This is a genomic window from Paenibacillus sp. J31P190 (assembly GCF_059692075.1).
The window spans coordinates 115,835-135,474 of the sequence record NZ_JCAUAS010000004.1; the positions used below are offsets into that span (position 1 = coordinate 115,835).

Here is a 19,640-nt window from a genome sequence, read left to right on the forward strand (position 1 = left end):
TCGGTCTTTCTCGCCTTTGGCGATATACACGGAGGTGCGGAATTGCTCGTTGATTTCCTCCAGCCGAGCAGCCTCGATGCCGGTGCCATTATCTTTTACACATAAACGGATGGAAAAATCACTCTCTTGGCTAGCATAAATAACATCAGTTCAATCTATTTCGAGGCAGGGAAAAAATTTGAAATCCTTGATATCGTTGCTTGTGCCGATTTGGATTTGGAACGGGCACAATCAAAAGCAGAAGAGTTCGGCGTTCCTAAAGCTTGTTACGTGGATGAGCTGATTTCCGATCCAGAAATCGACATCGTTGTTAATCTTACGATTCCAAGTGCTCATGCGGAGATTCATCTGCGAGCTTTGGAAGCCGGCAAACATACGTACGGGGAAAAACCTATAGCCATCGAATTGGAAGACGCACAGAAAATTCTCTCGTTAGCGAAGTCAAAAGGCCTTCTGGTGGGTTCTGCACCGGATACATTTTTGGGAGGAGGTATTCAAACCTGTCGAAAAATGATCGATGATGGTTGGATAGGCCAGCCTATTGCCGCAACAGCCTTCATGATGTCTCACGGACCCGAAAGTTTCCATCCTAACCCTGATTTTTTATATCAAAAGGGAGCAGGGCCGATGTTTGACATGGGGCCCTATTACCTCGCTGCATTAGTGAACTTAATAGGACCTGTCCGCCGAATTGCAGGTTCTACTCGTGTGACGTTCAAAGAGCGGATGGTGACCGGTGGACATCAGTATGGCAGGAAATTCCCTGTTGAGACTCCGACGCATATAAGCGGTACGTTAGATTTTGAGAACGGAGCGGTTGGAACGATCGTAACCAGTTTTGACGTCTGGGGAACCCGTATTTCGAATATTGAAATCCACGGAACTACGGGATCGTTAATTGTCCCTGATCCTAATCATTTTGGCGGTACTGTTTATTTGAAAAGACAAGATTATTCTGAGTTTAAAGAAGTTCCTTTCACACATGGTTTTACAACGAACAGTCGAGGTCTCGGTTTGATGGATATGGCCTACGCCATCGTAAACGGAACTGAGCATCGGGCGAGCGGCGAATTGGCCTATCACGTTTTAGAAATGATGCACGGATTTTACATCTCATCGGACGAAGGCAAGTACTATTATACCAAGAGCACCTGTAAAATGCCGGAAGCTTTCCCAATGGACATTCCGCAAAACGGGTTTTGATGCAATCGTTTTTTCAATTACTCTCCAATAAAAGAAGGAGTGATTACGATGAGTTTATCAAACGGTTTGCAAGTAAAAAAAAGTGTTTCATTTGTTTTTTCAGTGATTTTGGCAATGACCCTTTTACTGATAGCATTTGGTATGATCCATCAGGAAGAAGTCCATGCTGCTGCAACAAACTACTATGTTGCTACCACAGGAAATGATAGTAATCCCGGTACGCAGAGCCTACCCTTTGCTACGATACAAAAGGGTGTAAATATGGCAGGAGCTGCCGGTCCCGGTTCCTCAGTTATTGTGAGAGGCGGAACGTACAATATTACCTCGCCTATCAGTATAACTACTTCAGGGGCAAGCGGCAGTCCGATCACGATAAAGGCGTTCGCAGGGGAGATACCCGTTATATCCGGTCAGAATACCTATCCCAACAATGGTCTTCAAACAAATACTTATACGGGACCGGATGTTACAAATGACGGAGTGACCTATCATAACGGACAGCAATTCATTTTATCCTGGAATTCACTGATGAAAATCACTGCCAATTATATTACCATTGATGGACTTGAATTGACACAATCCTATGGTGGGGGAATTTATGCAGGTAACTCGGGTACAACAAGATATCATGATATCATCATTCGAAATTCTAATATTCATGAGAACCGTGATGAGGCCGTGCAGTTAGAGAATGTCGATTATTTTACTTTGGACGGCAATACGGTGTGGGAGAATGCCAACTTTGGGCGCTTCAGCAGATTATCAAGTGAAATGAACTGGCCTTTGATTCTCATGATAAGAGGCAGCGCATTTGGAACAATCAAGAACAGCACCATCTACCACAACTGGGGTGAAGCGGTTGGATTCTGGTACAACACTCATGATGTAGTGTTAGAGGATAACTCTATTTATGATAATTATGCTTTGGAAGTCTATGTAGACAAGGCTCATGACATAACCATACAGAGGAATATGATATACAATACGGGGAATGCGATTTATTTCAGGGATGGAAGCCCTAGTATGGGGATTGTAATAGCGGATGAGATTTTTCAAAGTTATTCGCCGGGGTATAACAGGAAAATTTTCAATAATTTACTTAAAGGAAACAGTAAGAATTTTGCTTATTGGAATTCTGGATTGACAGGCACTCGTTTGAATAATGAAATTATTGCAGGCAATACCTTTATTGATTCGACTAGTACGGATATATCTATTACCGGAGGCGCAAGCCATGTAAACACAAGGATAGAAAACAATATATTCAAGACGAATGCGGGTACTTTACAGAATGTAGATCAGAATTCGCAATTAATGTTCTCCAATAACTGCTGGTCCAGCGCTGTTACCGGAGTTGCTTCGAATGGGAATGATGTCATAGGGGATCCGATGCTTGTAGGCGGTACATCATTCGGACCGAACTATTTTAAGTTGCAAAGTAATTCTCCGTGTATAGCTAAGGGCAAGAATAATGTAACGGACGTAGCAGGGGATTACTTTAAGAACCTGAGGAACAATCCACCAAGCATAGGAGGACATGAGCATCCTACAATCCTAATAGATAACAGTGATCCGACAAGAGTAACTCAGACAGGGATGACTGTCAGTTCTTTCAGCAGCCAAAAGTATGGCGCGGACTATCTGCATGACGGAAATACAGGGAAGGGGTCAAAGAGCGTCACGTTTACACCTAACATATTGTCTACAAACACATATGACGTGTATATGTGGTGGAATGCCGATACGAACAGAGCAAACAATGTACCGGTCACTGTAAACTATGCTGGTGGGACGGACAGTACGACAGTCAATCAGCAGGCAAACGGGGGGAAGTGGAACTTAATAGGGAGTTACCCATTCAATGTAGGAACAGCGGGAAATGTGGTTATCAGCAATACAGGAACAAATGGATACGTTATTGCGGATGCAGTCAAATTTGTCCCCAAATAATACAATAGGGGCTAATAGAGATTAATTTGTGATCCGGTGAGGTGTAGTACTTAAACCATTGGATTATTTTATTCAGGGGCGGATCCGTGTGTCCGCCCCCCCATTCATTGGTGCCCTTCAAATGTCAATGTCTAGAGACAAGCGTAAAAAGTGGAGGGATTACATGTGAGAATTCGGTTAGACAGGTTTCCAAAAGGATTAAAAAAAGCACTGACTCTGAGCTTCGATGATGGTCGATTGCAGGATCGGAAGCTCGTTTCTTTATTGAATACATATGGACTTAAAGGGACATTTCATCTGAATAGCGGTTTTTTGGGAAAAGACGGGTATTTAGAAGCTTCAGAGGTTAAGTCGCTTTTCGATGGACACGAAGTAGCTGCACATACGACAAGTCACCCCTATCTGGACTTATCGCCAACTGAGCAGATCTTGCGTGAAATTTCGGACGATCGCTACAAGTTGGAATCGCTTGTAGACTATCCTGTTCGTGGCATGAGCTACCCTTTTGGCAGCTACTCTGATCAGGTTGTCAGCTTGCTGCCTGCGCTCGGCATCGAGTATTCTCGAGCAACCAGTAGTCATGGCGGCTTCCAAATGCCAAATAATTATTTAATTTGGAATCCGACGTGTCATCACGAGCAAATGCTAGAAAAGGCGGATGAATTTATTCAGCTTGTACAGCAGCAGCCACACTTCAAGATGGCGTTGTTCTATGTTTGGGGGCACAGCTATGAATTCGATGATGACAACAATTGGGACATTGTGGTTAAGTTCGGAGAGAAAGTAGGCGGACGAGATGATATCTGGTATGCAACTAACGCTGAGATCGTGGCCTATATGCAAGCGTTAAAACTTCTCCGTTTTTCGACTGACCGAACTATCATCCAAAATCCCTCAGCTTTATCGGTATGGGTAACCGCTGAGGGAGAACTGGTAGAAATCCCTTCTGGACAATTAGTTTGCTTACGAGGATAAATGGTTGATTACGGCAGACGCTGTTTAATGGCGTTCTCTCCACTAGTTCATTTTGTTTGTCCCTCTCCCAGCATCACTCTGAGCCAGTTCCCCATGATTGAGAGTGCATTTTCTGTTTTTACAATAGAGTCGTGATTTTGATCAGCGATGATGCGGACCTCAGCCTTGCAAAATCTTTCGTAAAGTGGTTTATATGCACCAGCGTCGAATACCTCATCTTCAGCCCCAACCATAACGAAAGTCGGTTGGGTCAACTGCGACAAATATTTTTCGTAATTATTCCCTACCATGCGCGACAAGGCGAGCCGATAGCTAAGATTGCAGGATTCAGTCCCATGCAGCTTTTCAATCGGTGTGAGTCTGCGGTATACAATAGCGTGGTTATAACGGTGAATGCCAAGTGCATTAAGCAGCATTAACAACAGATATCGTGGAATGCTCACCTTGGATTCGTTTCCAGATCCACCTTTTCGATCAAGTGGCGCATTGGGGCTAAGTGCTGGTGAAACGAGTAAATAGGCAAAAATGTCCTTGTGAATCGGTCGAATTGTTTGTCTGAGTGCGGTTGCACCTCCCGCAGAATGACCTCCGACAATGATCCTTGCACCGGGATGACGCTTCTGAACAAAACGGAACAGGTCTTCCATATCATCATCAAGTTGCCCGATGTAGTCAATATCGCCGCGTCGAATGGGATGATTTCCATATCCACGTAGATCCGGAAGGTACACGGTGGCGAGCCCAAGTTGGGATACATATTGGCCGAATTCCCTCAAATACAGGCTAGGTTCCGTAATGCCGTGCAGAAAAATAAGCACTACATCGGATGGACCCTCAAAAAAACGGTATGGAAGTTGAGCACCATCACGGGCGGTGTATGTTTCAAAGTCTTCAGGGTAAGTATTCATAAATGATTGATCCCTCCGTATTTCTGTTAACCTTCTTATATATAAATCTTACAAGAGGCAATCGTTAATGGAAAGAGTTATTATCGGAAAGTGTGGCGAGCTTATTCAACAAATTCCGGGCTTCATCCGCACCCCACCGCCATCATGACTTGCAATATGCACGATGTAAATATGCTACGGAAAATAAATATTACAGTACATTGCTTAATGAGCAGGGGTATTTCTGGGTGGATATGAAATATGGAGTAATTTGTAAAATTTTCTCAGTGGAATAGAAAAAGCACACCAATTGTAATAGGTGTGCTCATTTTTGATAATAAATCTAATTCCTTACTGAGTAAGGTTTAATTCAAGCTTAAAGGACCAGAACCGAAATAGAGAATCATTAATGATGCCCCCATAAGAGAAAGGTTCTTAAAAAAATGAACTGTCTGAATTTGCTTTTGATCATTTGGCAATCCCCAAAAACGGTGGATGATAAAAGTTGTCGGTATTAGAAAAATAATAAGAAGAATTGCACCGATTTTTGAATAAAAGCCAAGTGCAACACTTAAACCGCCAACAAGAGCAAAGAGACTCATAGCAGCAGCTGACAATTGGGGAAAAGGAGCTTTGGTTTTCTTCGCCATCTCTACTGTGTGAGTAAAACCTTTTAAATGATTAAACCCTGCCGAAATAAAAATAATTGAAAATAATATTCTTCCAATTAAAAATACAAAATCCATAAATAACATCCTTTCGTGTTAGTTCTTCGCCATATTCCATTTCATGTGATTTCAATTAATGCCTTCCTTCTATCGTTACCTACATCATAAATCTAAAACCTGTTGCATATGGAACAGTTGTTGTATAAATTAGATTATAGACATTACTTCACCGCCACTCAACCAACATAATCTTAATATTGTTCCATAAGCTACATTTTATCTAAACTGTCTAAAAATTATTTCTGGAATGGAGGTATCTTTGATGGAGGGCAATAAAGACCTGCGTTTGATTCGAACAAGGAAATTCATTATTGATTCCTTTATACAACTTTTGATGAAAAAGGATTTTAAAAGTATCAAAATCAGTGATATTACATCACAAGCCATGATTAATCGGGCAACCTTTTATCACCATTTCGTCGATAAATATGAATTGCTCGAAAAAGTGATTAAAGAAGAATTAATGGCGAATGTTCTTCAGGAAATTTCAAATAATGAAGAGTTTAATGATGAAATGCTTAAAAGTGTATTTTTATCCATAACTAAATTTCACTTAAGTTTATCTGAACGCTGTCAGCGGAGTTATGATGATATGAGTGTGAATGTAGAAGCCATAATAAAAAAAGAACTTGAACATATTATTTATCAATTACTGTTAAAAAAGTATCAGGGTGAAGGTAACGAAAAGCTAAGAATTGTTGCAACTATGCTATGTTGGATGATTTACGCAGCTGCAGTTGATTGGAAGCAGAACAGCAGTAAATCACCAGAGGATTATTTTGTTTATGCAATTTTGTCTATTAGGCAATTATTAGGGAATGGAACAGCTTAACATTTTATAAGTCTCCCCGAAATTATTAAGGATTGTCAGGGATAGCTTTCTATTCCCATGAAACAGTCATGTTTGGATGTGGTCGTATCAGACAGACTTTACATTCGAATGCAAATAAAAAAAGGGCAGTTTGCATAATGCAAGCTGCCCTTTTTTCATACTCCTAAAGCACTTGACCGTGCATAATCATTCCATTTGCTGGAAACAATAGGGCTACACGTTACTTGAAGGGGCATGGTTTCATGGGCAATTTCGTTCAGGAAATGAAATCCACGTTCGCCGAGCATGATGATTTTTTCATTCACGAAGAGCAATTTGATCATACGGCGATTTTTCTTATAGGGTTTAATTCGCTCATCAATTTTTCCAAGTCCAATTTATACGTTCGGCAAATGGCGGAATTGTCTGATTCCGTTGATGAACTATTTAAGAACCTCAGTGATCAGCATGATGTTGATGCTAAACAAATCATAAAGGCCATTCTAGAAGGCAAATTGGTCATCTTAACAGGAGACGATCAACGTAACGCCATTGTGGAACCCGTCCCCCAAAATTTGAGGAGAAGCATTGAAGAGCCCAAAAATGAAAGCCCTATTCAAGGTCCTTTGGACGCATTTGGAGAGGATATTGATATTAACATAGGGCTGATCCGAATGAGACTGGGCACTGAGCGTCTGATCCATAGCTCATATCAATTCGGAGAGCTGCCAAAGCGAAGGATTTCCATGCTTTATCTTAAAGGAAAAGCTCCGGATGATCTTATTGAAAAAATAGACCAGAAGTTGAAACAAGCTCACTCAGATATTGAAACGATAAATGACCTGAATAATCTTTTTGGTGCCCACAAATTTGTACCTGTCAGTCATTTCTCCATAACTGAACTTCCGGTGCAAGCCGTCTATTCGTTAAAACGGAACAGAGTCGTTCTCTTTTTGGACAATACTCCCTACGCCTTTGTTCTTCCGCATCTGTTCTGGGATATGCTGTCCACTGCAAACGATCGCAATTTCCATGTCAGTTTCACATATATGATTCGAACCCTCAGGGGATTGGGGATATTGTGCAATCTCATCCTTCCCGCTTTATATATTGCCATAACGTCAGTCAATCCTGAGATATTGAAAATAGACCTCGCCTTGTTTGTCGCAGAAAGCAGAGAAGGCATTCCGCTAGCACCCTTATTTGAAACCCTTGCTATGGTCGTATTAGTTGATTTAGTGACTGAAGCAATTATCAGACTCCCCAAAACCGTAGGACCGACCGTTACGATGGTTGGAGGAGTCATACTAGGCCAAGGGGTCGTGGAAGCGAAGTTGGTCAGTAATTTATTGGTCATTGTCATCACCGGAATGTTGATTTCAGGTTCAGCAATCGTTGGAGTTCAAAACTCGTTGTACATTCGTACGCTAAAATACTTTATTTTAATTGCGGCATCCGTTTTCGGCATACTGGGTATATGTACCGGATTATTATTTGTATGCATAATTCTGGCAAGTTTTAAGACATGCGATATTCCGTATATGGCATTTCGGATAACGGAAAAGGGGGATGCCAAGTGAACCATAGGGTACAACTTGGAATGTTGGTTTGTGTCATGAGTGGGGGCTTCGTTTTTTTGCAGTATCCCAAAATCATAAATTCGATCACGGTAGGTGGTCATTGGGTAGTGATTCTTTGTGCAGGATTGCTGCAAATGGTATTTATGCTGATCTACAAAAAAGGGTTGGATTATTTTCCGAAAAAGGATGTGATCGATATATTTAGGCAAATGGGAAAGTGGGCTGCATGCATCGTGCTTGTCCCATTGGCATTTGTTTTCACAGCAATGGTTGGATTCGGCCTTCGCGCCCACAGCGATGCAACTATAGCAATTTTTTTGAATCGGACTCCTTCTTGGGCGGTTCTGGCTGTTTTCGTTTTCCTAGCTGCTTTGGCAGCAGTAAAAGGGTTGGAAACGATGATGCGTGCTTCTGTCATTGTATTCATTATCGTTAATTCATTGGTATTGTTCATAGCATTTACTGTAATCATCAATTTTGATGTACATAATGCTTCACCCGTTTTGCCTACATCTCCAAAATTTTTATTGAACACAAAGTTTTACTATCTATCGGGTTTTTCAGCGTTATTATTTATAGGCTTCGTGCCTTCCGAAAACAACATGAAATACGGTCAACTGTTTATGGTATGTACCTATGTGACGTTGCTCATTCTCCTCATAGTTTATATTCCGATTTTCGTATTTGGACAAGAAACGGTTGTCACGTTTCGTTATCCGGTAGAAGAGGCGGTGAATATCGTTGACTTGAGATGGTTTATATTCAGTCGGCAAACGGTGTTCTTCGGTATCTCATTAATCGGATTCACGATCTTCTTGAATGCCGTAATACTATGGATGACCGGACAAATTATGCAGAAAACGTTCAATTGGCAAAGAACCAAATCTTATTATTGGATCATTGCTTTGGCTCTAATCGCATTTCTTATGGGAGTATATGTCCCAAACCGGGACATGGTTGAAAAACTTTTGGTGTTGAGTACAAATGCTCACGCTTTGTTTATCGTCATCATTACATTTACCATTTTTATCTATGGAGTCTTAGGTAATCTAAGGATGGCGAGTTATGAAAAGAAATAATCGATTCAAACTTTTCATTGTACTTACGGCTTTAACCCTTCTATGTGGTTGTTGGGATGTTAAAGAAATCAATTTACGTACCCCTCCTTTACTCATCGGCATTGCCAAGGGAAACGATGATGAATACAGAGTGACACTGTATATTCCCGTAACGCAAAAAGGTAAAACAACATCAAGAATAGTAACGGGAAAAGGCAATTCAATTTTCAATATTCTGCAACAAATGCAGACAAACTCTGATGATGCCCTCGATTACACACAAGTACAATTCATTCTTATCCAAAACAACTTGGCAGAGAACGAAGAGGAAATGGGTAAACTTTTTCGACTTTTAATGGAGATGGAGCAACTGCCGTCCAAAGCGTTGGTTGCCATTACAGATGAGGGTATTGAGAAAATGCTGTCGAATATTGACAAAGTAACAGGTGCTAGAATAACCTCTATCCATGAATTTTTTAATAAAGGGGAGTGGGCACCAGAGGTTTCGAGTACCCGCATTATGGAATTTTATGGAAGTTTATATTCCTATACGAAGGATATAAACGTTCCGATCGTCATTTCCGGCAAAGAAACAGTATTACGCTTCGAAGGCTCCGCTTTTTTCAAAAAAGAGAAAATGGTGGGACGGATCAACTCAAAGGAAAATCTGCTAGTTAATTTGTTTCATCACCGCAATGTAACAGGCGAGATTGAGAGCCTGGGTTCTGCCGACATGATCGTAAAAAACAGCTCATTGCACATCAAGTCGTCAATGAAAAAAGATGAACCGTTAGTGTCATGCGATTTGAAATTAAAGATACATGTTATGGAAAGAAAAGAGGGCGTGACGGATAAACAGATCCAAGAAGAACTCGAACAGCTGATCGAAAAGCGGTTTAACAAGATATTCGAACAAGCCCAAGAAAACAAATCAGATATTTTTGGGTTTGGCCAACATTTCCGCAATCGGATTCCATATCAGGAATTAAAAAACTGGAGAGAACAATATTATCCAAAGCTAAAAGTGAATTTTCAGGTCCATGTAAGCCATTTGTAATTTTCAACTAGCTGTAGCTGTTGTTGTTCCAGAGGGCGGCTTCTGGTGAAACGGCAAGCATGATATAATGTGTGCACACAGTATCGGAAACGAAATCTCTGGATGGAGATGATTCAACTTTGGATATTAGGTTCATACAGAAAGAACAAGCATGGCAGCTGCGTCATAAGGTAATGTGGCCCGAAGAGGATTTTGATTATGTTAAGCTAAAAGATGATGACGAAGGAACTCACTTTGGTCTTTTTGAAGAGGAGCAATTGATTTCAGTGCTATCTCTTTTCGTTCGTGGGGCAGAAGCGCAGTTCCGAAAATTTGCTACGTTAACTTCTCATCAAAACATGGGCTACGGGAGCAAGCTTCTAATATATGTGTTAGAGGAAGCAGAGCGCACAGGTGTGAAGCGGATATATTGTAATGCCAGGAAAGAGAAAGCATCCTATTATGAGAAATTTGGTCTTTGTAAAACAGAAGACACGTTTAGTAAAAGCGGTAAAGATTATGTTGTGATGGAGCGTGTGTAGGAAACACTGGAAGACGAGAACAGAAGAAAAGATGACTGATGATTTAACGTGACAAATTTTCCGAAGATCCGTCTAACGGGGAACTATAGTTAAATGAACACCCAGGACGAGGCTACCGGCATGATCGGTGGCCTTCATTACGTTAACGGGCAGATTCCCTCGTTCGTGGCTTCCTTGGAGGGAAAAAGAGGAAAACAACGAACGTATATGTAAGTGCTTGGGATCAGGAGCGGATTTTATTTGACGGAGTTGAAGGAAGAAGGCATTCCGATCGGCATCTGCGGATTGGTAAAAAGAGACTTCTTAGAAGATGTAGATATTGGATTTGCTTTGCTTCCAGCTTCGGCCAAACTTTTAGAAAGACTAGGGTTGCATTTTGAAAGCATGATCCGATATGCGGGTACAGATGAAGAAGTCCGTTTATTTGCAATTAACGTCTAGCGTCCTTATGTATAGAATATTACTCCAGAAATATTAATTACTTCAGAACAGACTAAGGAGGAGACATTAGATTTTATCAATTAGTTGAAGGATAATAATATAGATTCTCAATGTCGAATGCAACTATGCTAACACTATTATTAACTCTTGGGTCATGGTTTTGAAGTAAACAATAAAGTCTTGAACATTACGTTACGTAATGTTTTATAATTTAGTTACCGGTAAATGAATGGCGCTGCAGAAGGGGTTGATTATGAAACCGCATTGGAAAGTCGGAGAAATTGCCAAACTGACAGGGTTAACCATTCGAACATTACGATTTTATGATCAAATCGGCTTGTTCTCGCCATCCGATCAGACGGATTCGGGGCACAGGTTGTACACTGAATCTGACATTTCGCGTCTGCACCAAATTCTCTCATTAAAGGAATTGGGTTTAGCGTTGGAGGAAATCAAGTCGCTTCTGGCCCAGGAGCATTGCAGTCCAATTGAGATAGTATCCATACAAATCGCCAGTCTAAAAGAAAAAATAAAGATTCAGCAGAAGCTTCTTGAAGAGTTAGAACATGTGTCAACACTCATGGAAATGAAAGAACCGTTGACCGTAGACGATTTTACAAAAGTATTGGTTATGATGAAAAAGAGCCAAGACAAATATTTCTTTGAGCGACAGATGAAAGTAGAACAAAGTCTCGATCGACTAGGCGACTTCCTCGCCGAACAAGATCTTGACGAACTTTAACATTGGGAGGAACACATGATGAACGAACGATCTGTACACCACGCTACGTTTACCGTTGAGCGAACTTATCAAGCATCACCCGCGCGAGTGTTCGCCGCTTGGGCAGACTCTGAGGCCAAAGCCCGTTGGTTCTCGAAAGCCAATGAATTCGACTTCAGGGTTGGCGGACGGGAATTTAGTCGTGGAGGCCCGCCAGACGGCCCAATCTACACTTTTGATGCCTGCTTTCAGGAAATCGTGCCAAATCAGCGCATTGTCTATTCGTATACGTTGGACATGGGCGAGACACGAATTTCGGTATCGGTGACAACAGTGGAGTTAAAGCCAACGGATGCAGGCACGAGGTTGATCTTTACAGAACAAGGAACTTATCTCGATGGCCGCGATACTCCGGAACAGCGTGAACATGGTACGAAGGCCATGCTCGACACTCTCGGGGAGGTATTGAGGAACGAATCGAATTAAAAATGGCTATGTATTTGAGATTCATAACAGAAACGATAGCACAATTACAACAGGCTGCCGGCTTATTCGGCAGCCTGTTGTAGTAACGGATAGGATAGTTATAACTTGAATTTGTGTGGTAAAATATGGTACGAGGAGGGATTTTATGGGTTCGCGGTTGATGCTGCTTTCTCGTTTGAAAGGAAAGTTATTACTCATTATTTCGAAGGAGATGTAGACAAGAGAACTAGGCAGGTAAACTATCAAAGATACATTGATACATACTTATCAGATATAAAAGATGACTACTCATTAGGTTATTTGACTCATTTAATTTCCGACAACATGTGGATGGAGTATATCTATTATCCATATGAATTGAAGCAGAAGCAAGATTTAGACCCGACCTTTTTATCAAGATGGCATTCAGATTTTAGAAAAATGAATACAAAATTACTTTTCCATTATGATATGGGCTACCTAAAAGATTACTTAGAGATTGATGTTGTCCCGAGAGAAATAGATGATGTAACTCAAGAAGACTTACAAAAATTTATTGAAGAGATGTACGGAGATTTTGAAATTATAGAAAAAAATAAGGATTGCGAGCTTGAAGTATATAATTTTGATGACATTATCCAGTACATAAACTTTTCGAAATCAAAAGCTATTGCTGTCATTGAAGAAATTACTTCTGACTCCACACACGATTAAGCTAACCGAAACAATATTTGAAATACGGCAGGCAGTTGAGACGGCCATGCTCTGTGGTGCTTTGCAGGAGACTACATTTGGAGGAGGAAGCAAATGAATGGTTCTTTAGATATTAAAATTGACGATGCTATGTTCCAGTTACAAGAAGAACATGATTTTGGTTGGCTTGCGAAGTTGGGGCATGTATTTGAAGTCTTTTCCCAGCAGGATTCTGGCAATATAAGCTTTGGTATTGAAAAATATAGCGAAAGATTTTTCATCAAATATGCGGGTGCTAAAAGCACAGCATTTTCGGGTGACCCTCAAGATGCAATAAACAATTTAAAAAAAGCCATGCCACTTTATAGAGAATTAAGCCACCCCTCCCTAATTAAACTAATTGATCATTATGAAGTTGGATCTGGCTACGCAGCTGTATTTGAATGGTTCGACGGTGAATCTCTTCACCCGCATTGGTCTTTTCCTCCCCCAGCGAAGTACAATAATCCAAATTCCCCATTTTATAGATATAAACAATTATCTGTCGCACAAAGGTTAATCTCGTTGGATCACATTTATTCCTTTCATGAATTTGTCGAGAAAAAAGATTTTGTCGCCATTGATTTTTATGATGGGAGTCTGCTGTACGATTTCTCCAAAAATGAAACTAAAATATGCGATATTGATCTTTATCAAAGAAGACCATATTACAACACAATGGGGAGATTATGGGGATCCTCCCGATTCATGTCCCCCGAAGAGTTTTCTCTTGGTGCTGAGATTGATGGTAGGACAAACGTATTTACCATGGGAGCAACATCGTTTGCTTTGCTTGGAGGAGAGCGTGATCGTTCATTTGAACACTGGGAAGCTGGAAAGGAACTTTATGAGATAGCTTTAAGGGCTGTTGAGCCAAGTAGAAAAAATAGGTATGGCAGTGTGTCAGAATTTAAATCTGCATGGGATTCGGCAGTTAAATTCACTGATTTACAAAACTAACGGAAACAATAGAGTAGTTACAATAAGGGTTATGTAACAAATCGAGGGGAAGTGTAAGCAATGACTGCATATGAAAAACCAAGCTTGGACATAAGTAAGGTTGAGGGAGTATTGAGGACTCATCTAGGTTCTAAAGTGGCAGAGATAACGCCAATGGCTGGCGGTAACTTGAGTAGTGTTTTCTCTTTCAACCATGAAGGAAAAGGATACGTAATTAAATTCAGTGACATGGAGGGAGCGTATCAAACTGAACGCTATATTTCGGATCTACTCTCTGGCCATGGTATACCGTTCCCTAGATGCTTTGGACAAGGGAAAGTCGGACATCTAGAATACTCCATAATGGAACGGATTGACGGCGGCAATCTAGCGGATTTCTCAGCTGAGCAGCAAAACCGCCAACTTCCAGAGCTTATAAGGATCTTGACACGTATAAACCATGTGGATCTCGGGCCAACAAGCGGATATGGGTGGATCGGGCCTAAAGGTGATGGAGCATTTCAAACATGGAAGGACTATTTGGTTACATCATTTACGGAAGATCAGACAGGGACCTTCTGGGAGAATTGGTACGACTTATTTCAAAGTACTTGTTTAGAAAAAGACGTGTTCGATGAATGTTATAGCCGTTTAATGGCTTACTTACCCTATAATGAACCCCACCGCTACTTTATTCATGGGGATTTTCACCAATGGAATATCCTATCCGACGGCACACGTATAACCGGTATTATTGATGGCAACTGTGCATATGGCGATTTTCTTGTCGATCTAGCAATTCTCGATAGACACATGGAGGGTCGTGAAGTAATTCGAGTTTATCAAGACTACCAAGAAAAAGTTGGAATAATGATCCCGGATTTCAAAGAGAGATTAATTGGAGCCTATTATTTCAAAGGAATAGATGGACTTCGTTTCTATGCAAAAATGGGATGGAAAGATGCTTATTACAGTACTCGTAATTTTCTTCTCGACTTAAACACTTAAGTAATTCTCATGTGGAGACTGTTGGGGTAAACAGTCATTGGAGACCTATCATCACAAATGGTAAGACCAGGCATCACCTGATGGAACCATTTGGAAGAATCAAACGTCAACTTTTTAGATCTATTATAAGGAGGCTTGCTTTTGAAAAAAATAGCGTTGATCCTAGTTCTGTGCATGATTTATATGTCTACTGGCGTCCTAGCGGCGTCTGATATGCAAAGCGGAAAAGCAAACCTGCCACCGGAGATGCCTAAGACAATTAGTCTTTTGGACACTACACCGCTGTATGCAGAACCTTCGTACGATTTTCAAGAGCCGCTGGCTGAGCTCAGTCCTTAGGATGTTGAGGTAGTCTCTACATATCGTAGGCCAAGGTGATTGGACGAATTACTTAAAGGTTACTATTAAAGTAGATCAAGGATCAGATCATTCATAATCAGCATTCATTGGAGTTGATATTTATCGCATACGCAGCAGCATTTCTACTATCCTTTTTCATCGTCTACTTATTAATTCCCCCGTTGGGTAAACTGGCTTTTCGTCTTAACTTTGTGGATAGACCTAGGCAAGATGTCGAAAGAAAAATACACCGTGAACCGATTCCGCTAACAGCGAGTTACGCTATTTTTATAGGCTTCATCATTACTTTATTGTTATTTATAAAAGGTTTTACGCTCCAGACAGGGGCTATTGTAGCTGGGTCTGTGCTTTTACTGATCATTGGTACCGTAGATGACTGGTATAAAACCAATGGTAAAGATTTTCCGAGTTTACCTAAGTTCATTGTTCAGGTATCCTCGGCTGTGCTGGTGTATGCCTCGGGGATCACATTTAGTGGATTTTATAATCCGTTCAGCGGAGAATTTGTGCTGCTCTCGGATTGGCTGCAGTTCATTTTAACTATCCTATGGATATTCGGCGTGACGACAGTAATTAATTTCTCGGATGGAATGGATGGTTTGGCTGGGGGTCTTTCAGCGATATCCGCAATCACTTTGTTCGTTGTGGCGTTAGCAAAAGGTCAATCCGACTCCGCCATGATGGCCATGATCCTAGTCGGCGTCACCGTCGCCTATCTACGCTATAACAAGCCACCAGCCAAAGTGTTTATGGGGGATGCGGGGGCAACATTTCTTGGCTTCATTCTGGGTGTGATTGCACTGGATGGTGCCTTCAAACAAGCAACGGTTTTGTCCCTTTTTATCCCTTTCTTGGCGCTTGGTGTTCCCATTTTTGATAATATATTTGTTGTCATCAAACGTTTATTACAAGGCAAACCAGTCTATCAGGCCGACGCAAGTCAGGCCCATTACCGATTGCTTCGTACAGGACTTAGCCCGAAACAGGTTGTCATGTTCCTCTATTTGATTAGCGGCTGCTTAAGCTTGTCGTCCATCATATTGCTGTTACTTCATGTGTAACTTATCCTCTTCATTGAGTGTCAGGTGACAAGGATATTATCCATACAATCCGCCTCCCCTCTTATGATATAATTATCCATTATCTTAGTTTGTGGGGATGGTGCATATGTCGAAGGAGCAAGTGTACGTCCGGTTCCCTGAGGAGGCGGACGCCGGAGAATTAACAGCAATGTATAAGCGTAATCGGGAGTTCTTTAATAAGTTTTCGCCAAGCAACCCGGAGGAATACTATACGGAGGAGCACCAGCTCCAATCGATTATTAAGAGCAAGGCCGACAGGGTGGAGGATCGGAAATATGCTTTCTTGGTATGCCACAAGGAGGACGACTGGATTATTGGCATCATAGGGCTATCCTTTGTGGCGCGGGGACCGCTTCAAAGCTGCATGATCGGATACAGCCTTGACCAGGCTTATAACGGAAATGGCTATATGACGGAGGCAGTGAAGCAGGTGGTACGCTATGCCTTTGAGGAGCTGAAGTTTCACCGGATCGTCGGTGAAGCCTCACCCCGAAATCCAGGATCTATCCGCGTACTTGAGAATGCCGGCTTCCACAAAGAAGGCATCTCCCGTAGCAACGTGAAGATCAACGGGGTGTGGGAAGATCATCAGGTTCTGGCACTTATCAATCCGTCCGAGGATATCTAGTCAACCAACGATGAATAATAACACAGGAGCTGCATTGAAGCAGCTCTTTTTTTTGATTTCAATGATAGTGTAAATAGTTTGGGTCGAAGTTTAATTCATACCAATAGCTGAGGGGCTTGTTTCGCGGCAGCGGTGGTTTGAATTATAGTGAATCTTGAAGTTGGATGGATAACTAAAATAAAGAAAACTCGCCAACACTGCGGCGAGTTTTGCTTTTTATATGCCAAGGCGAAGTCAAAAGAACTGACATTTTGATTTATGATTTCGGAAGTTATTCAATTGTGTTTTTCATGGCCTTATACATATTTTCTACGTGTTCGTCGACTTCATCTCGTGACATGCGTAAGCGATTCACAGAAGTACCATATCCAATTTCCTTTTTACCTTCTTCTAATCCTTTGAAAATTCCATCTGCGAAGGCATCTAAAGGTTCCGCATGCGTATGCAACCCCGCCACACCTAAATCTGTATTCACTGCCGGAGGAGCAATTTCAATTACTTCTACAGACGTATTCGAAAGTTGGTGTCTTAGACTCAATGTAAATGAATGAAGCGCCGCTTTTGTTGCTGAATAAATCGGAGCAATTGCAAACGGTGTAAAAGCCAGCCCAGATGTCACGTTAATGATAGTCGCTTCTCCTTTAGTTGCAAAAAATGGAGCGAACAGCATAGAGAGATGGAAAGGTGCTTCTATGTTGGTGGTGATTTCTTTATTGAAATAACGCCAATTGTTCTTCGGATCCGCTTTTAACACATTAAAGCGTTGTTGGATCCCTGCATTGTTAACAAATACATTCACTTCTGGATAGTTCGCTGTTACCCAGTCAAACAATGCTACACGCTCGGATTCAATATCCAAATCACTTACACGAGTAATAAGACTAGGGAAATTTTCTTTCGCATTTTGAAGTACATGTTCACGACGTCCGCAAATAATGACTTTATTTCCAGCTTTTATAAAGCGCTCAGCAAAAGCTAATCCTATTCCAGTACTTCCGCCTGTAATAAGTATTGTATTTCCTGAAAGTTTCATTATAGTTCCTCTTCCGTCCAAGTCTTTTTCACTCTTTTCTTTCCTGAGTACGATTAGTGTAACGTGTAATTTTTACGTCAATTCCTTTTAAGGATTCTGTCATCAACGAAATCTCAGCTAGCACAGCTTGCTTGTGATTCTTCATCATTTCAAGGCGGAGTTGGGTGGTGTTATCCCCTTCTACTATCCAATCCATATATTGTTTGATATCACTTATTGGCATGTGCGTGTTTTTTAAACAAATAACGGTTTCAAGGAGCGCCATTTGATCTTCTGAAAATAACCGCCTACCAGCTTTATCTCGCTCGATTAGTGGTAGTAGTCCTTTTTTTTCATAAAAACGTAACGTGGATTCTGGGATATTGAATTTGTCTGAAGCTTCGCTAATTGAACAATACTTCATCTGGAGGCCTCCAAATTTTTATCTTTCATTGTCGACAAGAATAGGATACGACTTAAACCATGGTTTAAGTCAACAAAAAAATATTTTGTCTGAACTAATCTTCATTCATTACTGCGACTACAATCGTGTTATCAGCCACTTTATTTGACGGTGAAATCGGAACCGCCAAGGGTGGCTTTTTGCTTTCGTTACCGACAGGGTGCACAAATAGTATTGTCAGCGATTCCCGGAATACTTCCCGATTTTATCCTATAATCTTCCCTAAGGATTTCCCGGCCATGTCTCATGCTAAGGGAGTACACCCGGTGTAAGATGAATGTAGTAAGTGAATTCATTTTATGGAGGTTATAACGATGAACAAAATGAACAAAGCAGTGAAATGGATGTTGGGAGCTGTGTTGATTGCAGCAATTGCTGTTCCAACAACGGTAAGCGCAAAGCCGGAAGCAAAGCCGGAGATGGCTTCAGTCTCGAAACCGGGAGCGATGTTTGCAGCTAAGCCGGAGGCAAAACCAGAGGTATCTTAACCGGGACGGAAATATACCTCGTTGTTAAGATTCCTTAGCATTTCATTTGTAGCAATCTAGGTCAGGAGCAGCTTGAGTTGGCGCAGATACGAGCGCAGCTCTGTAACCGCCTCAAGATGAGCCTTCAGCAACTTTTGCCACTCTGCACGCTTCGGCGATGTCCTGCATGGAAGCGGTACTGAAGCCCTTCTTCCGTAACAAATCCATGGCCGTATCGAGGATTTTATCCTTCTTTGAATACTCCATTCTTATCGAAAGCGTCGTCTGCTACCACGGCGGACTGATGCGAGGAGACATTAACAAGCTGATCGCGGATTTGACCGTAAGGTTATAATCTGTTTCCCGAGCGCTTCGAGAATTATCTCATCTTGGAGTCTAACGAGGAATTACAGCTCAATAACCACGAATAGGATAAGGCTGCCGGCATCTCGGCAGTCTTTTTTCACCTACAGCAGGAATATTCAATATTGTTTTGAATTAATAAATAATTAAAGCAAACAAGTTGAAAATTTGATCAAAGAAATATTTTAT

The 19,640-nt window shown here is 41.3% G+C and carries 23 protein-coding genes and 1 pseudogene; 19 read left to right on the plus strand and 5 right to left on the minus strand.

All coding sequences use genetic code 11. The annotated features are described in order from the left end of the window. Positions 1–126 precede the first annotated feature (126 nt). The 3 genes from AC58U0_RS10370 (at position 127) to AC58U0_RS10380 (ending at position 4,128) form a co-directional block, all read left to right on the plus strand. Positions 127–1,203: a Gfo/Idh/MocA family protein gene (locus AC58U0_RS10370; RefSeq protein WP_497378927.1), complete on the plus strand. Its 1,077-nt coding sequence runs from the start codon at positions 127–129 to the stop codon at positions 1,201–1,203. Between the two features lie 48 nt (positions 1,204–1,251). Continuing rightward, positions 1,252–3,153, plus strand: a complete 1,902-nt coding sequence (locus AC58U0_RS10375) for a golvesin C-terminal-like domain-containing protein (protein ID WP_497378928.1) — start codon at positions 1,252–1,254, stop codon at positions 3,151–3,153. A gap of 165 nt (positions 3,154–3,318) precedes the next feature. After that, positions 3,319–4,128: a polysaccharide deacetylase family protein gene (locus tag AC58U0_RS10380; RefSeq protein WP_497378929.1), complete on the plus strand. Its 810-nt coding sequence runs from the start codon at positions 3,319–3,321 to the stop codon at positions 4,126–4,128. Positions 4,129–4,175: 47 nt separating this feature from the next. Here AC58U0_RS10380 and AC58U0_RS10385 read toward each other — a convergent pair whose 3' ends face one another. Together AC58U0_RS10385 and AC58U0_RS10390 are read right to left on the minus strand one after the other, a co-directional pair. Next, positions 4,176–5,036 carry an alpha/beta hydrolase gene (locus AC58U0_RS10385; protein ID WP_497378930.1) on the minus strand — a complete coding sequence of 287 codons (861 nt, stop codon included), beginning with the start codon at positions 5,034–5,036 and terminating at the stop codon, positions 4,176–4,178. Positions 5,037–5,380: 344 nt separating this feature from the next. Next, entirely contained in the window at positions 5,381–5,761 is a 381-nt protein-coding gene (locus tag AC58U0_RS10390) for a DoxX family protein (RefSeq protein ID WP_497378931.1), read from the minus strand. A 244-nt stretch (positions 5,762–6,005) separates the two neighbouring features. On the opposite strand from AC58U0_RS10390, the gene AC58U0_RS10395 reads away from it, so the two are divergent. The 14 genes and pseudogenes from AC58U0_RS10395 to AC58U0_RS10460 all read left to right on the plus strand — a co-directional run bounded on the left by AC58U0_RS10395 (position 6,006) and on the right by AC58U0_RS10460 (position 17,146). Continuing rightward, a complete protein-coding gene (locus AC58U0_RS10395) occupies positions 6,006–6,575 on the plus strand; it encodes a TetR family transcriptional regulator (protein ID WP_497378932.1) in 570 nt (189 codons plus the stop codon). 242 nt (positions 6,576–6,817) lie between these two features. After that, entirely contained in the window at positions 6,818–8,134 is a 1,317-nt protein-coding gene (locus AC58U0_RS10400; RefSeq protein WP_497378933.1) for a spore germination protein, read from the plus strand. Continuing rightward, a complete protein-coding gene (locus tag AC58U0_RS10405) occupies positions 8,131–9,213 on the plus strand; it encodes a GerAB/ArcD/ProY family transporter (RefSeq protein WP_497378934.1) in 1,083 nt (360 codons plus the stop codon). The genes AC58U0_RS10400 and AC58U0_RS10405 overlap by 4 nt, the downstream gene beginning before the upstream one ends. After that, positions 9,200–10,249 (plus strand): Ger(x)C family spore germination protein, encoded by a 1,050-nt coding sequence (locus AC58U0_RS10410; RefSeq protein ID WP_497378935.1) that lies wholly within the window; start codon positions 9,200–9,202, stop codon positions 10,247–10,249. Before AC58U0_RS10405 ends, AC58U0_RS10410 begins: the two co-directional genes overlap by 14 nt. Positions 10,250–10,368: 119 nt before the next feature. Then, positions 10,369–10,770: a GNAT family N-acetyltransferase gene (locus AC58U0_RS10415; RefSeq protein WP_497378936.1), complete on the plus strand. Its 402-nt coding sequence runs from the start codon at positions 10,369–10,371 to the stop codon at positions 10,768–10,770. A gap of 237 nt (positions 10,771–11,007) precedes the next feature. Beyond that, positions 11,008–11,211 (plus strand): annotated as a pseudogene (locus tag AC58U0_RS10420) (GNAT family N-acetyltransferase); the annotation flags it as partial. Positions 11,212–11,464: 253 nt separating this feature from the next. Beyond that, positions 11,465–11,953 carry a MerR family transcriptional regulator gene (locus AC58U0_RS10425; RefSeq protein ID WP_497378937.1) on the plus strand — a complete coding sequence of 163 codons (489 nt, stop codon included), beginning with the start codon at positions 11,465–11,467 and terminating at the stop codon, positions 11,951–11,953. Between the two features lie 18 nt (positions 11,954–11,971). Continuing rightward, positions 11,972–12,418 (plus strand): SRPBCC family protein, encoded by a 447-nt coding sequence (locus AC58U0_RS10430; RefSeq protein ID WP_497379164.1) that lies wholly within the window; start codon positions 11,972–11,974, stop codon positions 12,416–12,418. 105 nt (positions 12,419–12,523) lie between these two features. Further along, a complete protein-coding gene (locus AC58U0_RS10435; RefSeq protein WP_497378938.1) occupies positions 12,524–13,111 on the plus strand; it encodes a hypothetical protein in 588 nt (195 codons plus the stop codon). Positions 13,112–13,204: 93 nt separating this feature from the next. Then, the gene (locus AC58U0_RS10440) at positions 13,205–14,089 is read left to right on the plus strand and encodes a serine/threonine-protein kinase (RefSeq protein WP_497378939.1); all 885 of its coding nucleotides are present in this window, start codon (positions 13,205–13,207) and stop codon (positions 14,087–14,089) included. A 60-nt stretch (positions 14,090–14,149) separates the two neighbouring features. Further along, a complete protein-coding gene (locus AC58U0_RS10445) occupies positions 14,150–15,076 on the plus strand; it encodes a phosphotransferase family protein (protein ID WP_497378940.1) in 927 nt (308 codons plus the stop codon). 141 nt (positions 15,077–15,217) lie between these two features. Then, positions 15,218–15,415, plus strand: coding sequence for a hypothetical protein (locus AC58U0_RS10450; protein ID WP_497378941.1), 198 nt, complete (start codon positions 15,218–15,220; stop codon positions 15,413–15,415). A gap of 113 nt (positions 15,416–15,528) precedes the next feature. Next, positions 15,529–16,497, plus strand: coding sequence for an MraY family glycosyltransferase (locus AC58U0_RS10455; protein ID WP_497378942.1), 969 nt, complete (start codon positions 15,529–15,531; stop codon positions 16,495–16,497). 106 nt (positions 16,498–16,603) lie between these two features. Then, positions 16,604–17,146 (plus strand): GNAT family N-acetyltransferase, encoded by a 543-nt coding sequence (locus AC58U0_RS10460; RefSeq protein WP_497378943.1) that lies wholly within the window; start codon positions 16,604–16,606, stop codon positions 17,144–17,146. A gap of 271 nt (positions 17,147–17,417) precedes the next feature. On the opposite strand, the gene AC58U0_RS10465 is transcribed toward AC58U0_RS10460, so the two are convergent. Continuing rightward, entirely contained in the window at positions 17,418–18,179 is a 762-nt protein-coding gene (locus AC58U0_RS10465; RefSeq protein WP_497378944.1) for an SDR family oxidoreductase, read from the minus strand. A 28-nt stretch (positions 18,180–18,207) separates the two neighbouring features. Beyond that, the gene (locus tag AC58U0_RS10470) at positions 18,208–18,582 is read right to left on the minus strand and encodes a MerR family transcriptional regulator (RefSeq protein WP_497378945.1); all 375 of its coding nucleotides are present in this window, start codon (positions 18,580–18,582) and stop codon (positions 18,208–18,210) included. Between the two features lie 353 nt (positions 18,583–18,935). Here AC58U0_RS10470 and AC58U0_RS10475 point away from each other — a divergent pair, with 353 nt between their 5' ends. Further along, positions 18,936–19,109: a hypothetical protein gene (locus tag AC58U0_RS10475; protein WP_497378946.1), complete on the plus strand. Its 174-nt coding sequence runs from the start codon at positions 18,936–18,938 to the stop codon at positions 19,107–19,109. Positions 19,110–19,220: 111 nt separating this feature from the next. Here the strand turns inward: AC58U0_RS10475 and AC58U0_RS10480 are convergent, their stop codons facing one another. After that, on the minus strand, positions 19,221–19,316 hold the full coding sequence (locus tag AC58U0_RS10480; RefSeq protein WP_497379165.1) for a hypothetical protein: 96 nt from the start codon (positions 19,314–19,316) through the stop codon (positions 19,221–19,223). On the opposite strand from AC58U0_RS10480, the gene AC58U0_RS10485 reads away from it, so the two are divergent. Then, positions 19,276–19,443, plus strand: a complete 168-nt coding sequence (locus tag AC58U0_RS10485) for a hypothetical protein (RefSeq protein WP_497379187.1) — start codon at positions 19,276–19,278, stop codon at positions 19,441–19,443. The two genes, AC58U0_RS10480 and AC58U0_RS10485, sit on opposite strands and share 41 nt — an antisense overlap. The last annotated feature ends 197 nt before the right edge of the window (positions 19,444–19,640 follow it).

Coding starts and splice junctions, on each gene's coding strand:
- AC58U0_RS10475 (WP_497378946.1), top strand. CDS start 18,936: ATGAACAAAATGAACAAAGCAGTGAAATGGATGTTGGGAGCTGTGTTG.
- AC58U0_RS10445 (WP_497378940.1), top strand. CDS start 14,150: ATGACTGCATATGAAAAACCAAGCTTGGACATAAGTAAGGTTGAGGGA.
- AC58U0_RS10395 (WP_497378932.1), top strand. CDS start 6,006: ATGGAGGGCAATAAAGACCTGCGTTTGATTCGAACAAGGAAATTCATT.
- AC58U0_RS10400 (WP_497378933.1), top strand. CDS start 6,818: ATGGGCAATTTCGTTCAGGAAATGAAATCCACGTTCGCCGAGCATGAT.
- AC58U0_RS10430 (WP_497379164.1), top strand. CDS start 11,972: ATGAACGAACGATCTGTACACCACGCTACGTTTACCGTTGAGCGAACT.
- AC58U0_RS10375 (WP_497378928.1), top strand. CDS start 1,252: ATGAGTTTATCAAACGGTTTGCAAGTAAAAAAAAGTGTTTCATTTGTT.
- AC58U0_RS10440 (WP_497378939.1), top strand. CDS start 13,205: ATGAATGGTTCTTTAGATATTAAAATTGACGATGCTATGTTCCAGTTA.
- AC58U0_RS10465 (WP_497378944.1), bottom strand. CDS start 18,179: ATGAAACTTTCAGGAAATACAATACTTATTACAGGCGGAAGTACTGGA.
- AC58U0_RS10480 (WP_497379165.1), bottom strand. CDS start 19,316: ATGGATTTGTTACGGAAGAAGGGCTTCAGTACCGCTTCCATGCAGGAC.
- AC58U0_RS10390 (WP_497378931.1), bottom strand. CDS start 5,761: ATGGATTTTGTATTTTTAATTGGAAGAATATTATTTTCAATTATTTTT.
- AC58U0_RS10425 (WP_497378937.1), top strand. CDS start 11,465: ATGAAACCGCATTGGAAAGTCGGAGAAATTGCCAAACTGACAGGGTTA.
- AC58U0_RS10410 (WP_497378935.1), top strand. CDS start 9,200: ATGAAAAGAAATAATCGATTCAAACTTTTCATTGTACTTACGGCTTTA.
- AC58U0_RS10470 (WP_497378945.1), bottom strand. CDS start 18,582: ATGAAGTATTGTTCAATTAGCGAAGCTTCAGACAAATTCAATATCCCA.
- AC58U0_RS10460 (WP_497378943.1), top strand. CDS start 16,604: ATGTCGAAGGAGCAAGTGTACGTCCGGTTCCCTGAGGAGGCGGACGCC.
- AC58U0_RS10485 (WP_497379187.1), top strand. CDS start 19,276: ATGGAAGCGGTACTGAAGCCCTTCTTCCGTAACAAATCCATGGCCGTA.
- AC58U0_RS10385 (WP_497378930.1), bottom strand. CDS start 5,036: ATGAATACTTACCCTGAAGACTTTGAAACATACACCGCCCGTGATGGT.